This is a genomic window from Pseudomonas sp. ACN8 (assembly GCF_002303925.1).
In the GTDB taxonomy this organism is placed as follows: domain Bacteria; phylum Pseudomonadota; class Gammaproteobacteria; order Pseudomonadales; family Pseudomonadaceae; genus Aquipseudomonas.
Map to the genome: position 1 here is coordinate 61690 of NZ_MRCS01000001.1, position 13753 is coordinate 75442.

The 13753-nt window shown below is 61.1% G+C and carries 15 protein-coding genes; 1 reads left to right on the plus strand and 14 read right to left on the minus strand.

All coding sequences use genetic code 11. The features are described from left to right. Positions 1 to 56 precede the first annotated feature (56 nt). The 11 genes from BSF44_RS00270 to BSF44_RS00320 form a co-directional block, all read right to left on the minus strand. Positions 57 to 398 carry a hypothetical protein gene (locus BSF44_RS00270; RefSeq protein WP_095941746.1) on the minus strand — a complete coding sequence of 114 codons (342 nt, stop codon included), beginning with the start codon at positions 396 to 398 and terminating at the stop codon, positions 57 to 59. Between the two features lie 220 nt (positions 399 to 618). Further along, the gene (locus BSF44_RS00275; protein ID WP_095941747.1) at positions 619 to 1527 is read right to left on the minus strand and encodes a MurR/RpiR family transcriptional regulator; all 909 of its coding nucleotides are present in this window, start codon (positions 1525 to 1527) and stop codon (positions 619 to 621) included. Positions 1528 to 1646: 119 nt separating this feature from the next. Next, positions 1647 to 2411, minus strand: coding sequence for an ABC transporter ATP-binding protein (locus BSF44_RS00280; RefSeq protein ID WP_095941748.1), 765 nt, complete (start codon positions 2409 to 2411; stop codon positions 1647 to 1649). A gap of 18 nt (positions 2412 to 2429) precedes the next feature. Beyond that, the gene (locus tag BSF44_RS00285) at positions 2430 to 3542 is read right to left on the minus strand and encodes a succinylglutamate desuccinylase/aspartoacylase family protein (RefSeq protein ID WP_095941749.1); all 1113 of its coding nucleotides are present in this window, start codon (positions 3540 to 3542) and stop codon (positions 2430 to 2432) included. A 9-nt stretch (positions 3543 to 3551) separates the two neighbouring features. Next, complete coding sequence (locus BSF44_RS00290; RefSeq protein WP_095941750.1) at positions 3552 to 4250, minus strand: ABC transporter permease; 699 nt, start codon at positions 4248 to 4250, stop codon at positions 3552 to 3554. 13 nt (positions 4251 to 4263) lie between these two features. Continuing rightward, positions 4264 to 4953: an ABC transporter permease gene (locus tag BSF44_RS00295; protein WP_095941751.1), complete on the minus strand. Its 690-nt coding sequence runs from the start codon at positions 4951 to 4953 to the stop codon at positions 4264 to 4266. Between the two features lie 105 nt (positions 4954 to 5058). Further along, positions 5059 to 5835, minus strand: coding sequence for an ABC transporter substrate-binding protein (locus BSF44_RS00300; protein ID WP_095941752.1), 777 nt, complete (start codon positions 5833 to 5835; stop codon positions 5059 to 5061). Positions 5836 to 6284: 449 nt separating this feature from the next. Continuing rightward, positions 6285 to 6980, minus strand: coding sequence for an arsenical resistance protein ArsH (arsH, locus tag BSF44_RS00305; protein WP_095941753.1), 696 nt, complete (start codon positions 6978 to 6980; stop codon positions 6285 to 6287). A gap of 11 nt (positions 6981 to 6991) precedes the next feature. After that, positions 6992 to 7462 (minus strand): arsenate reductase ArsC, encoded by a 471-nt coding sequence (locus BSF44_RS00310; protein ID WP_095941754.1) that lies wholly within the window; start codon positions 7460 to 7462, stop codon positions 6992 to 6994. Between the two features lie 29 nt (positions 7463 to 7491). Next, positions 7492 to 8775 carry an arsenic transporter gene (locus tag BSF44_RS00315; RefSeq protein WP_095941755.1) on the minus strand — a complete coding sequence of 428 codons (1284 nt, stop codon included), beginning with the start codon at positions 8773 to 8775 and terminating at the stop codon, positions 7492 to 7494. A 23-nt stretch (positions 8776 to 8798) separates the two neighbouring features. Beyond that, the gene (locus BSF44_RS00320) at positions 8799 to 9146 is read right to left on the minus strand and encodes a metalloregulator ArsR/SmtB family transcription factor (RefSeq protein ID WP_095941756.1); all 348 of its coding nucleotides are present in this window, start codon (positions 9144 to 9146) and stop codon (positions 8799 to 8801) included. Positions 9147 to 9300: 154 nt separating this feature from the next. Here BSF44_RS00320 and BSF44_RS00325 point away from each other — a divergent pair, with 154 nt between their 5' ends. Then, on the plus strand, positions 9301 to 9804 hold the full coding sequence (locus BSF44_RS00325) for a GNAT family N-acetyltransferase (protein ID WP_095941757.1): 504 nt from the start codon (positions 9301 to 9303) through the stop codon (positions 9802 to 9804). Between the two features lie 42 nt (positions 9805 to 9846). Here the strand turns inward: BSF44_RS00325 and BSF44_RS00330 are convergent, their stop codons facing one another. From BSF44_RS00330 to BSF44_RS00340, 3 genes are all read right to left on the minus strand, one after another. After that, positions 9847 to 10680, minus strand: a complete 834-nt coding sequence (locus tag BSF44_RS00330; RefSeq protein ID WP_095941758.1) for a DUF2950 domain-containing protein — start codon at positions 10678 to 10680, stop codon at positions 9847 to 9849. 80 nt (positions 10681 to 10760) lie between these two features. Next, a complete protein-coding gene (locus BSF44_RS00335) occupies positions 10761 to 12311 on the minus strand; it encodes a DUF3300 domain-containing protein (protein ID WP_095941759.1) in 1551 nt (516 codons plus the stop codon). A gap of 156 nt (positions 12312 to 12467) precedes the next feature. Continuing rightward, positions 12468 to 13745 carry a flavohemoglobin expression-modulating QEGLA motif protein gene (locus BSF44_RS00340; protein ID WP_095941760.1) on the minus strand — a complete coding sequence of 426 codons (1278 nt, stop codon included), beginning with the start codon at positions 13743 to 13745 and terminating at the stop codon, positions 12468 to 12470. Positions 13746 to 13753 lie beyond the last annotated feature (8 nt).

The following is a 13753-nucleotide window of genomic DNA, read 5'->3' on the forward strand; positions in this document are numbered from 1 at the left end:
GGCGCGCAGCCAGTCCATCCCGCTAGTGCGGAATGAGGCTCAATGTTGGACAGGAATCAAACGCGAGGCGGTCGCCATACCCCGGACGGGGTTTGTACGGGCAGGGAATCACTGAAGAAGGAAACCACTACGGGGCTGAACACGGTGACAGGAGGCTTGAGGATCGAGACTTGCAGCATACCGCCTGTCTTGCACTCCTGGCCCGGCTTGCAGGGCTTGCCATGCTCCGTCGGGCTTTTCATGTCATTGCAGCAGTCCATTGCCATGTCATCCATCATCGCCATGCCCATCGTCTTCGTCGGGCAAGGTTCTGTGGGCGCCTGAACACCCGCCATCCCGCTGAGGGGAAGCACCAGGCTAATCACGAAAATGAGGCAAAACCGCAGGTAGCGTTTCATGGGCTGGAGTGTAGTGGTTGAAATGGGCTCTTACAATTGGAGGACTGTTCTCACCGCGTGCCGAAGGCGTTGATTCAGGCGATATCACCGTATCTGAATTAAGCCAGCATTATCGCTGACAGAGGATTTGCTCACCTTCGGGACCTTCGAGTACGGGTTCTCGACCACCATGATCGGCGCGACTGTCGGCTTCGTCATCCTGGCGGTGTATTTCCATCACTCACTTTTTTGCCGGTTTACCGCTGGCAGGGATGTGCAGGTACGACATCACGCTTTCCGTCAGTTCGGTTGCCAGTTTGACCGCTTCTTTATTGCGCGCCATCACGCCGGCGACCAAGCCTTCGATCAAGGCCAGTACGGCGATGTTGGAGCTGGTCAGCACGGGGTGATCGCAAGGCGCAAACAGCGTGTGCCGGGCTATGCCGGTGAGTGGCGAGGCGGGTGAGTCGGTAATGGCGAGCACCGATGCGCCGCGTTCATTGGCGAAGCGTGCCAGTTGCAGGGTGTCGAGGGAGTAGCGCGGCAGGGTGATCGCCAGCAGCACGTCCTGATCGGTGATCGCAGCCAGACGGTAAGCGGCGTTTTCGTTTCCGCCCTCCATGCTGATGGCCGTGGCGTCCGCACAGAAGGGCATCAGGGTCGAGGCGGCGAGACCGGCGAAGTAGACACTGTTGCCAAAGCCCAGGATGTAGATCTTGCGCGCTTTGGTCAGGCGAGTGACGAATGCTTCAAAGGTGTCGGCGTGGTTGTTGCTCGCCGCGGTGGCCAGGTTGCTACTGGCGCTCTGGAGTTGCTCATGCAGGCCGAACGCGCCGCCGGGTCGATGGGCAAGTTCGTTGCGCAGTTTGTCGACCGGCGACACCATCTGCTGCAACGTTGCGACCAGCTCGGCCTTCATGCCGCTGTAGCCACCGAGGTCCAGTGCTTTGGCCAGGCGGTTGACGGCGGCGGGTGAGGTCAATGTTTCGTGAGCCATCTCCTCGATGGTCAGTGTCGCGGCCTTGAGCGGGTGACGCAGGATAAAGTCCGCGACCTTGCGCAGTGACGGCGGCAGATCGGAAACGATTTCCGTGAGTTTGCGCATGACCGGCGCGGCATAGACGGTGGTGTCTTTCGATGGGGTTGGCATATCCAGCTCAACATTTCCTGAGGGTGAGAGAAGGGCTGTGCCTGATGCCCTGACAAGGTTGGCTGGAGTGTATCCGAAGCCAACCTTGTCGGGCAGCGCCGTGCAATGGATGGAGGCGCTTACTTCAGGCTTCCGGCCAGAAACTGCTGGAGGCGTTCGGACTGTGGGTTGACCAGCACTTGACGCGGGTCGCCGCGTTCCTCGACAACGCCCTTGTGCAGGAACACCAGTTGGTTCGAAACCTCACGGGCAAAGCCCATTTCGTGAGTCACCACCACCATGGTGCGGCCTTCCTGCGCCAGATCCTGCATGACTTTAAGCACTTCGCCGACCAGTTCGGGGTCGAGCGCCGACGTCGGCTCATCGAACAGCATCACTTGCGGCTCCATCGCCAGTGCGCGGGCAATGGCCACGCGCTGCTGCTCGCCACCGGACATATGCGCCGGCCAGGCGTTCATGCGGTGCGCCACACCGACTTTGTTCAGGTAGTGCTCGGCCTTCTCCCGTGCCTCTTTCTTGCCCAGGCCCAGCACATGCACCGGGGCTTCCATGACGTTTTCCAGAGCGCTCATGTGGGACCAGAGGTTGAAGTGTTGAAACACCATCGATAGCTGCGAACGCATGCGTTGCAACTGTTTGGGTTCGGCCGCCTTCATCCCGTCGGAGTTGTTGGCCACCAGCTTGAGCGGTTCGCCATTGAGCACGATATTGCCCGCATTGGGTTGCTCCAGCAGGTTGATGCAGCGCAGGAACGTACTTTTGCCAGAGCCGCTGGAGCCGATGAGGCTGATCACGTCACCGGCCTTTGCCTGCAGGGACACGCCCTTGAGCACCTGGTGCGCTCCGTAGCTTTTATGCAGGTCTCGAACTTCAAGTTTGTACATGGTTTGAACTCTCTGGAATCAGTCGCTGAGCAAGCGACCCTGGCGAATGGGGGTGACGCCTGCCACTTTGGCCAACCACAATCCCGGCTGGGCAAAGCGCAGCCGTTCGCGGGCATAGAGAATGCCGTCGGTGCTGGCACTGACCACGCTATGGCGGTCGGTTAGCGGGTCGATGACTTCGAATAGCGGATCGCCGACCTTGACCTGGGCACCCAACGGTTGCAGAAAACTCACCACACCCGGGTGGGGTGCACAGGCGTACTGCGCGCCGGCGAATGGCATGGCCTGGCAATGGCTCGGTGGTGCCGCTGGCCAGTCACCGCTGATCAGGCCTTGCTCGGCGAGATACCCGAGAATGGCCTGTGCACTGTCGAGGCATTGCTCGCGTTCGGTGTCTGCCATGCCACGCAATTCGATGGTGGTGGCCGCGCACGCCAGGGGAATATTGGCTTCGGGAAACCGCTCGGCCAGGTGTAGCCATGCAATGGCGCAGGCTTCGTCGAAGGCACTGCCGCCCGCATCTTCGGCCAGTAACGTGACCCCGGCGCCAAGGCGTGCGGCCAGTGACTGCAGGCGCGGCCAGATTTGCGGCATCGCATACATCAACATGATCGATTCGAAATCGCAGTGCAGGTCCAGCACCACATCGGCGTCACAGGCATGCTGCAGCAACAGGCGGCGCAGACCGTCGAGCTCCGAGGTCGGTGCCGGCATGGCGGCCAGGGCCTCACCCATGGCGCGGCGGATGAGTGCGATGTTGGCGTCGGCATCGTCGCCCAATCGGCCTTCCAGCAGCGGTGCAATGGCATCGACCAACTCGGGGAAGTCGCGATTGAAGTTCTTGCCGCTGGAGAACTCGAAGCGCCCCTGATGGGTGGCCTGGAACATCTGGGCGATCCCGATCGGGTTGGCCATGGGCACCAACTCGATCACCCCGGTCAGGCGGCCTTGTGTTTCCAGCTCCAGAAGACGGCGCTTGAGCTCGACGGCGACGCGCATCCCCGGCAATTCGTCGGCATGCAGTGACGCCTGGATGTAGGCCTTGCGTGGTCCGCGGCCAAAACGAAACAGCGACAGCGTTCGTTCGGTGCCCGAGGCACTCCACGGCAACCGGTATTGAATGTGCTCCATAGCAGCTCCTTAGTGCTTGCGCGGTGCCAGATACGCCAGCCAGCGGCGCTCGGCCAGCTTGAACAGGCGCACCAGAATGAAGGTCAGGGCGAGGTAGATGAGGCCGGCGGTGATAAACGCCTCGAATGGCAGATAGAAGCGTGAGCTCACCGTACGTGCGGCCCCGGTGATGTCGACGAGGGTGACGATGGAGGCCAGGCTGGTGGTTTGCAGCATCATCAGCACTTCGTTGCTGTATTGCGGCAGTGCCCGGCGCAAGGCCGACGGCATGAGAATGCGGCGATACAGGGTCAGGCGTGACATGCCCATGGCCCTGGCGGCTTCGATCTCGCCAGGGTGGGTGGATTTCAGACTGCCGGCCAGCAGCTCTGCGCTATAGGCACTGGTGTTGATCGCGAAGGCCAGGCAGGCGCAAAAGGTGGCGCTGGAGAGGTAAGGCCAGAGCACGCTTTGGCGCACCGCTTCGAACTGCGCCAGGCCGTAATAGATCAGGAACAATTGCACCAGCATCGGCGTACCGCGAATCACGTAGGTATAGAGCCAGGCCGGGAAGTTGATCAGCGGCGATCGCGACACCCGCATCAGTGCCAGTGGAATCGCCAATACCAGACCCAGGGCCAGGGAAATGAGCAGGACTTTGAGGGTCAACAGGGCGCCATTGAAGTACAGCGGCAGGTTTTCCCAGATCAGGTTGTAGTCGAGAATCATGGGCGGCTCCCCCTCACAATTCGGCGGCTTTGATGCCGACCGAGTAGTGTTTTTCCAGATAGCGCAGCACCAGCAAGGACAGGCTGGTGAGCATCAGGTACAGCGCTGCCACTGCGAGGAAAAACGTGAATGGCTCGTGTGTGGCATCCGCTGCGTTCTTGGCTTTGAACATCATGTCCTGCAAGCCGATCACCGAGATCAGCGCGGTGGATTTGGTCAGCACCAGCCAGTTGTTGGTGAACCCGGGGATGGCGAAACGAATCATCTGCGGGACCAGGATTCGCCAGAACACCTGAGTACCGCCCATGCCATAAGCCACACCGGCCTCGGCCTGACCCTTGGGGATCGCCATGAAGGCGCCGCGAAAGGTTTCCGAGAGGTAGGCGCCAAAAATGAAGCCCATGGTGCAGACGCCGGCGATAAAGGGGTTGATGTCGAGATAGCGGGTGTAACCGAGCGCCAGGGCGATGCGGTTTACCAGATCCTGGCCGCCGTAGAAGATCAGCAGGATCAGCACCAGGTCTGGAATACCGCGAATCAGGGTGGTGTAGCTTTCCCCGAGCATGGCCAGCCATTTGAGCGGTGACAGGCGAAAGGCCGCGCCGACCAGGCCCAGGGCAATCGCCAGGGACATGGATGTCAGGGCCAGGTTTATGGTCAGCCAGGCGCCATCGAGAATGCTCGAACCGTAGCCGTGAAGCATGATGAAGTTCCTCAAGCGAGCGCCGCGAGGCGCGCATGACAAGTCCCGACAGACGCCTGCAACGGGCCGTCGCCGGGTCTTGGATCGGGGGGGCAGGAGTAAGGCTTACTCGCCGTAGATATCGAACGCGAAGTACCTGGCCATCACTTGCTGGTACTTGCCATTGGCGCGAATGGCGTCAATCGCGGCACTCAGGCGCGCAACGTTGGCACTGTCGCCTTTGCGCACGGCGATCCCGGCGCCCCGGCCGAAATATTTCGGGTCGTTGATGTCGGGGCCTGTGAGCGCGAAGCCTTGGCCGGCGGGTGTCTTGATGAAGCTCTCATCGGTGTTGACGATGTCGGCGAGGGTGGCGTCCAGGCGACCCGAGGCGAGATCGAGGAAGGCTTCATTCTGCGAGCCGTAGCGCACCACGGCGACGCCGGCTTTTTCCAGTTGCTCGGTGGCAAAACGATCGTAAGTCGAGGAGCGTTGCACGCCGAGTTTCTTGCCCTTGAGGTCCACCAACGGGTCATTGATCACGTTGCCGGCCTTCATCGCGAACTTGCCCGGCGTGTGGTAGTACTTTTTGCTGAAGTCCACGGACTTCATCCGGTCTTCGGTGATCGACATCGACGACAGCACGGCATCGATCTTGCGCACTTTGAGCGACGGGATCATGCCGTCGAACTCCTGAATGACCCACTCGCACTTGACCTGCATTTCTTCGCACAAGGCGTTGCCGATGTCGTAGTCGAACCCGCTGACGTTGCCTTCGGGTGTCTTGAAGGAGAAGGGCGGGTAGGCGGCTTCGATACCGATACGCAGGCTGTCTTCGTCGGCATGTGCCAGGAAGCTGAAAGCGCACAGCGCCAGAGCACCTAGAAGTTCTGTCTTGTTCATATTGTTGACTCCCTGGAGGGCATTGGGGGGAAGCGGGTGTCCGCCATCCGGGTTGGCGTGGTGGATCAGTCCTGTGATCGGCGAGCTATAAATGACACAATAAAATTCCATATGCAAGATGTCTGAAAATAAACATATCAGCCTGGGGCGAAACGATGCTCCGGGACGCGGCCAGAGAGACTGCGGATGCAGCCCGTGACGCCGCCAAAGTTGAGGCGAAGGACGCCAGAGAGGATGTGGCGGACGCCCCGGATGCTCCGGACGAACCGGATTTCGACGCAGTTGAGGTAGAGAACTAAGCCTGCACGTTCGGCAATGAATACGGCAGGCATGCCGTAGAAAACGTCCCGGGAGCTTGAGGGACGTATCGGCAAAGAGTCGCAAGCCCTGAAGCGTTGTGGGGTTTGCGACTTTTTTCGGCTATCGAGCCTGGGGGAGCATTTCTACAGTCAAATCGACCGCTGATTTACGCGCTGACTCAGTTCCTCTGCGGATTCTTTTCGCTCCGAGTAGCGATCAACCAGATCGGGGCGATCCCGTAGCAGCAGGGTGAATTTCACCAGCTCCTCCATGACGTCCACCACCCTGTCGTACAGCGACGAGGGTTTCATGCGATTGGCCTCGTCAAATTCCAGAAAAGCCTTTGGCACGGAAGATTGATTGGGGATGGTGAACATGCGCATCCAGCGCCCCAGCACACGAAGCTGATTCACCACATTGAAAGACTGGGAGCCGCCGCAGACCTGCATGACCGCGAGGGTTTTCCCCTGGGTCGGACGAACGGCCCCCAACGCCAACGGCACCCAGTCGATTTGCGCCTTGAACACCGCGGACATGGAACCGTGGCGCTCTGGCGAACACCAGACCTGGCCTTCGGACCACTGCATCAGCGCGAGCAGTTCCTGGACTTTCGGGTGATCGGAGGGCGCGTCGTCCGGTAGCGGCAGGCCTGATGGGTTGAAGATCCGGGTCTCGGCGCCGAAGTGTTCGAGCAACCGGGCTGCTTCCTCGACCAGCAGGCGACTGAACGAGCGCGCACGAGTCGAGCCGTATAGCAACAGGATGCGCGGCTTGTGCTGGTCGTCGCGTCCGCTGGCGATGGGCTGGGTCAGTGAGGTGTCGAGATTGGGCAGGGGATGGGTCATGGGGGCTCCGGTCAAAGCGTGCCGATGCGGTCGAGTTCCCGCTTCAGCGCATCGCGGTCAAGTTGTGCAAAAGGCAGGTCGAGCAATGCCCGGCAGCGTGTTTCGATGCGCGCCAGGGTTGAGTGGAACGCAGCCGATACCATCGCTTCATCTCCCTGTATGTCCGATGGGTCTTCCAGGCCCCAATGAGCTTTCAGTGCCGGCCCGAAATACACGGGGCACGCCTCACCGGCGGCCTTGTCGCAGACCGTAATGACGATGTCCGGCGGGTTGGCTTCGAAAGCCTCATTGCCTTTGCTGCTCAAGCCGTCGATGGCGATACCGGCTTCTTGCAACGTGCTCAGGCTGCGGGGCAGCACCTGGCCCTTGGGGAAGCTGCCGGCACTGATCGCCTCGAAACCTTCGGGGGCGAGATGGTTGAACATGGCTTCGGACAGGATGCTGCGACAGCTATTGGCGGTACACATAAACAGAACGCGCATGGTGACTCCTCTTTGCAGTCGCACGGGGGCTAAACGCTCAGGCGCAGGGCCAGGGCAGACAGGGTGATGAACAGAATCGGCAGCGTCAGGACCACGCCGACCTTGAAGTAGTAACCCCAGGTAATGCGGATGCCCTTGCGCTCCAGGACATGCAGCCAGAGCAGGGTGGCCAGGCTGCCGATGGGGGTGATCTTGGGGCCCAGGTCAGAGCCGATGACATTGGCGTAGATCATGGCTTCACGCACCACACCGGTGGCGTCGCTGGCCTGGATCGACAGGGCACCCACCAGCACCGTCGGCATGTTGTTCATGCCCGATGACAGCAAGGCCGTGAGCAGCCCAGTGCCCAGCGCGGCGCCCCAGATGCCGAATTCGGCCGTGCGGTTCAGGGCCATGGTCATGTAGGTGGTCAGTCCGGCGTTTTTCAGCCCGTATACCACCAGGTACATGCCCAGCGAAAAGATCACGACCTGCCAGGGCGCCTCACGCAGCACCCGTCGCGTTGAAATCACATGCCCACGCGCCGCCACGGCGAACAGCATCGCGGCACAGACCGCTGAGATGGCGCTGATGGGAATGCCCAAGGGTTCCAGGGCAAACAGCCCGATCAGCAGCAGAGCCAGGACCATCCAGCCGACGCGGAAGGTCAGGGGATCACGCACGGCGCGTCGCGGATCCATCACGTCATCGAGAGCGTAGTGCCTGGGAATGTCGCGCCGGAAAAACCAATACAGCACCACGAGGGTGGTTGCCACGGCAACGAAGTTGACCGGCACCATGATGGCGGCGTACTCGCTGAAGCCCAGGTCGAAGTAGTCAGCCGAAACGATATTGACGAGGTTGGACACCACCAGGGGCAGGCTCGCCGTGTCGGCAATGAAACCGGCCGCCATGACGAACGCCAGGGTAGAGGCTGGCGAAAAACGCAGTGCGAGCAGAATTGAAACGACGATGGGGGTCAGGATCAGGGCTGCACCGTCGTTGGCAAACAGGGCGGATACACCGGCCCCCAGCAGTATCGTGAATACGAACAGGCGCCGCCCGTCACCCTTGGCCCAGCGTGCCACATGCAATGCGGCCCACTGGAAAAACCCGGCCTCATCGAGCAGCAGACTGATGATGATCAGCGAGATGAAGGTCGCGGTGGCGTTCCAGACAATGGCCCACACCAGCGGAATATCGTGCAGTGTAACGACGCCTGCCAGCAGGGCCAGGATGGCGCCCAGGGAAGCGCTCCAGCCGACGCCCAGGCCCTTGGGTTGCCAGATGACCAACACCATGGTCAGCAGGAAAATGGTAAATGCAGTAAACATGAACAGTCTCGATGAATGAAAGGTCAGCAGCAGGCGGAAGTGTTCAGCGGACGGTCGCCCATCGCGGCAAGGCGAGTGCTGTCGTTCGCAAGCCAGTCGGCGTTTGCCAGCAAGGTCGTTTCGAGAACGTCGCGAACCCACGCGGGCAGATCGGGGTTGAGCCGGTAATACACCCACTGTCCCTGACGGCGGTCGAGAAGCAGGCCGCAGCCGCGTAGCTGTGCAAGATGGCGGGAAATTTTAGGCTGACTGTCGTCAAGGGCGCAGACCAGTTCACACACGCATAACTCGCCTTCACGAGTGATGAGCAAAGTGGCCCGGGCGCGGGTTTCGTCGGACAGGCATTTGAATACGGCGGCAGGATTGAGCATTGGCGCGGCTCTGTACATATGGTTATTCGAATATACGTTTTTCCATATGTGTTGTGCAAGCCGCTCGCGTTCGAGAGGAGGAAGGCCCGGCCAGGTTGTTCAGGTATGAGATAGACTCGAGCCAATTCGGCGCAAGACACAGCAGAGGTGATGAATGGAATCATTTAGCGTTCGCGAGCTGAAAAAGACTGACGCTCAAGCGTTGCTGGCGTTCGAAATCGAGAACCGTGAATGGTTCGAATCCCATATCGATGCGCGCGACCCTTCTTTTTACTCGTTGCAGGGTGTCGCCGATCATATCGAAAGCTATTTGTCCGATTTCGCCATTGGTGCCTGGCACCCCTTTGTCATTGAGGATTCCAGTCAGAGAATCGTCGGTCGAGCCAATTTGAAAAGCATCGACTCATCGACCCGTTCCGCTGAAGTCGGCTATCGGATTGCCGAGTGCGCATGCGGCCAGGGGCTGGCGACACTGGCGCTGAGGCATTTGATCCAGGAATCGCGGATGCGCTGGGGGCTTGCGCAACTGGTTGCCTATGCCTTCAAGGAAAACCTGGGCTCGCGAAAAGTACTTGAACGGTGCGGATTCAAGCTTGAGCAACCCTCCTGCAACGACAGCACGGGGGGCGAAGACCGATTTGTCCTGTCGATCAGATAACGGCTTTCAACCGTTCTGAAGGCTGGTAGCAGGTCACGCCTGCTACTCCTGATCTTCAGGCACCTCTTTCCAGCTGTCATCCGGATCGAAGCGCTTCATCGCCAGCGCCAGTTTTTCACTCTCGGGCCCCAGGTCTTTCTCGAACACCTGGCCTTCATGACTGATCATGAAACTCATCACGCCAGTGTCGTTGTACTTCGCCGGCCAGGCGATCAGCGCAAAGCCGCGGCTCATCTTGTCACCGATGAGGTAGCTGTAGGCACCACCCGGTGCCGAAGGACCCTGGCCATGAAGGATGCGGAAGCGGTAGCCATGCCATTCTTCGTCGGCAATGGCTTTGCCGAACGAAGGCCCCAGCGGGCTGATCTGGCCGCTGTCGTCTTCGGCCCAATAGAGTCCGTCGTGTTTGCCGGGGGTGCTGAAGATTTTCTGCGCATACTCGAGTGCGCCATCATCGTCACGATCCACCGACGCATAGTCCATCTGGGCATCGTGATAGGCCAGCACCGATTGCACCGCGGCAAGTTCATCGCGGCCGATTTGACGTGCACGGATCTCGGCACTGCCGGCCTTCATGTCGAAGCGCCAACCGTTCTCGTTTTTTGTCAGGGGGATAGGCAGTGTCCAGTTCTCACTGCCGACCGCCAGGACAGCCTGACGGTCACTGGTGTTTTCAAAGTGGTGTTGCTCGCGATATTGCTGCAAGAACGCATCCACATCTTTGCGCTGCACGCCTTCACGGGGGATGTAAATGTGCCAGTCATTGCCCAGCAGTTCGGTCAGGCGTGCCTGGTCGGCGTGCTCCGTGCCCAGTGCTTCGACAAAGGCTTCTGCAGCCTTTTCCGGGGTTGGAAAAGCCTGCTGGGCCGTCGCCATGCACGACCACGACAAGCCGGCGGCTATAACCAGTACATGAAGGAGCAAGCCCGTGAGTCCCTTCAATCGAGGATGGTTTTTCAACGACGGCTCCCCCTTTGACGCGCTGGTGGATTGGACGGCCGGCTGACCTGGTGACCGCCCGATCGCGAAGCACTGGGGCGTTGGGCGGATGCCTGGCTGGCCCGGCCACGATTGGCCTGGAGGTTGGCCTGGGACGGTGAGCGTGCGCCGGCGAACGCATTGTTGCGGGCACTGCCGGCACTGGCGGCGGGCCGTTTGTTCGTCGTTTGCCGCGTCTGCGCGGAGCCTTCTCTGCGCTGATTCAACTGGGAACTCTGGTTCCTGGCCTGCTGATTGGCCTGATGGGTCTCCCTCCTGGGCTGCTGATTCTCTCGGGTGTTTCTGGCCGTGTCCTGGCTTCTGTCCGCCGCCCTCGGCCTGTCCGCACCGGCCTGCAGCCGATCGCCGCCTGCGCTTGCGGACTGGAGTTTGCGCGTTTGATCACGGGCTTCGAGATTGCTGGTGGCGGGTCGTTCGATACCGTGCTTGTCCATTGAGCTGCGGGCATTTTCACGGGCCTGGGCGCGCTGGGCATTCTCTCCGCGATAGGCTTGACGCTGATTGGCGCCGTTCAGTTGCCGGCCGTACTGTGCGCGGCTCGCATTGTCTCGATAGGGCACGCCATTGCGATGCACCGGATTGTGCTGCCATTTGTTGTTGGTGATCCGGTTGTTGGCGTTGATGTTGTTGTAGCGATTGACGTCGATGTCGACGTCGTTATTGCCCCAGTCGCATTCACCCCACAACGATCCAATGATCGCCACACCGGCACCGAACGCGAGTCCGGCCATCAGGGCCTGACCAGGGTAATAGGCCGGTGGCGGCGGATAGTACGCGGGCGGCGATGCCGGGTAGGGCCAGGTGCCGTAGGTGGTTGTGGGGTTATAGGTGGGGACGTACACCACCTGCGGATCGGCAGGCTGGATGATGATGGTCGAGTTGCCGGCCGGGGCCGGTTCAGGGGTTGGAGCCGGTGCCGCAGTCGTGGTTGCCGGTGCCGGCGCCGCGACATTCTGGATCGTCACGTTCTGATACTGGTTGCTCTGCAGATTGCCGGCTGCCTGGGCCTGGCGCCGCAAGCGTTGCGCGCTTTCCATGAGATCGTCGGGCTGCGCCAGGAAGGCATCACCCAGGCGCTGGACCCAGACGGGGTCCTGTCCCAGCATTGCCAGCACCTGCGGGAAGGCGACCAGTGCCTGCACGCTCGGATCCCAAGGCTGATTCGCCACCTGTTTGACCGCATCGTCACCCTTGGCGTCCGGGTGAGCTTTGGACCAGCTGACTGCCTCGCCGACTTCTCCGGGGTAGGTGGTGGCCATCAGCACCTGTGCAAACAGTGGGTCCGGGTAAAGCGCAATGGGCGCCAGCATCTGATCCAGCTGTTCCTGGGTAAACACCGGATCCTTGGTCACCGGCGCGGCGGGCGCTGTCGTGGCTGCGCTTGCCGGTGTAGCGGCGGCGGGTGCCGGGGGCGGTGCTGTAGCGGTTCCATCCGTACCCAGTGCCAGGCAGGGCGATCCGCTCAAGAGCAGTACAGCCGACAACGCGTAAAGCAATGGATTGTGCATTGCAACCCCCATGGGGTCAGGCAGGCTTGAAATGAGTGGATCAATCCCTGGCGGTGAAAGCCGTTTTTGAAAGCCACAGAGCCCGGCCTTGGCACCGCTTCCTAATGGTAGCAGTTGATTCGAAGAGTCAAGGCCGGCTGAAAAACTCGGCGCCGATCACAGCGCACTGGCATCGCTTTCGTGTTCTTCGGCGAATGCCATGAACACATCAAGGTCCAGCACATCCAGCTTGACCCGGGCGATGAACGCCGAAAAGGCCAGGTTGGCGGCCAGCAGGCGCAGGTCGCTGGCCCAGGCGGGAAGATAGACCGGCCCCTTCAGCCAGCCGGACTCGAACAGGGGCGCCAGGCGCACGGTGTCGGCCAGGCTGAGTCGCCCGGCAAACAAATGCCCCACCAGATCCGGTCGGTTATCGCGGATCGCAATGCGCAGCAGGGTGTGGACGCCGAGCAACCCGGTCAGGTAAGCGGCGTCCTTGGTGAATGCCGAACCGCCCCGCAGGTCGGCGCCGCGGAATACCCGTTGAGTCGAGCGGAAGGATTCCTCTTCTGTCTGCCCGGCCGTCAGAAAACCTTCGAACACCTGGATGAAGTCGGCACCCTCCAGCGCCTGCTGGACGGCGAGCACGCGCAGGGCCAGGCGACGCAGGCGGTTGATGTCCATGCTGCCGGTGAACAGTTCGGCCAGGGTGGCAATGCCTTCCTGGGTCTGGGTCGTGCGGGGCGCTCCCAGGCCCAGGCTTGTGAGGTTGGGCTGGCGCGCGCCGTTCTGTGCGGTGGCGACATGCACGAAGGCCTCGTGTTGCAACAGCTGATGCTTGTCCAGCTCGGAGAACAGCGCGCTGGCCCGCAGGCGAATGCGGCTCGATCCGGCGATGGCCTTGGCGGCCAGGTTCGGATCGAGCACGACCGTGATCTGTCCGGCGCCAAAGAAGCGGTCCAGTTCCGGTTGAATCCAGGCGGCGAACGCCTTGGCCGGGATCTCGGCCGGGCAGGGTGGAATCCGCGCACCGCCCAGCAGGGCGTCGGTGGTCTTGAGAAAGAAACGGGCCGCGTCGAGCATGCTCAGTTGCAAGCGCGTGTAGTAGAAGTCGGGACGGCGGTACAGCGCTGACGAATATTGGGTAAAGGCGGGAGTGCCGATGGCCCCCAGCATGTGTCCGGCCGTGGCATAGCTACGGGCGGTCATGGCAAGGAAATTTCCGGCCGGATGCCCCACATCGCAATGGCTGATAAAGCTTTCCAGGGCGGCGATGTCGGCGCTGTGGTCGCGAGGCTGCAACTCGACCCTGGGTAACTCGACCCGCCCGCCGCGCCATTTGGCCAGGAAGTCTTCCTCGACGCCGTCCGGCCAGGACAGGGCATCCAGCACGCGGATCTTGCGGGTCAGGTCGGGCAGGGCGGCATCGAGTTCGGACAGGGCTGCGGCGCTCATGGATATCT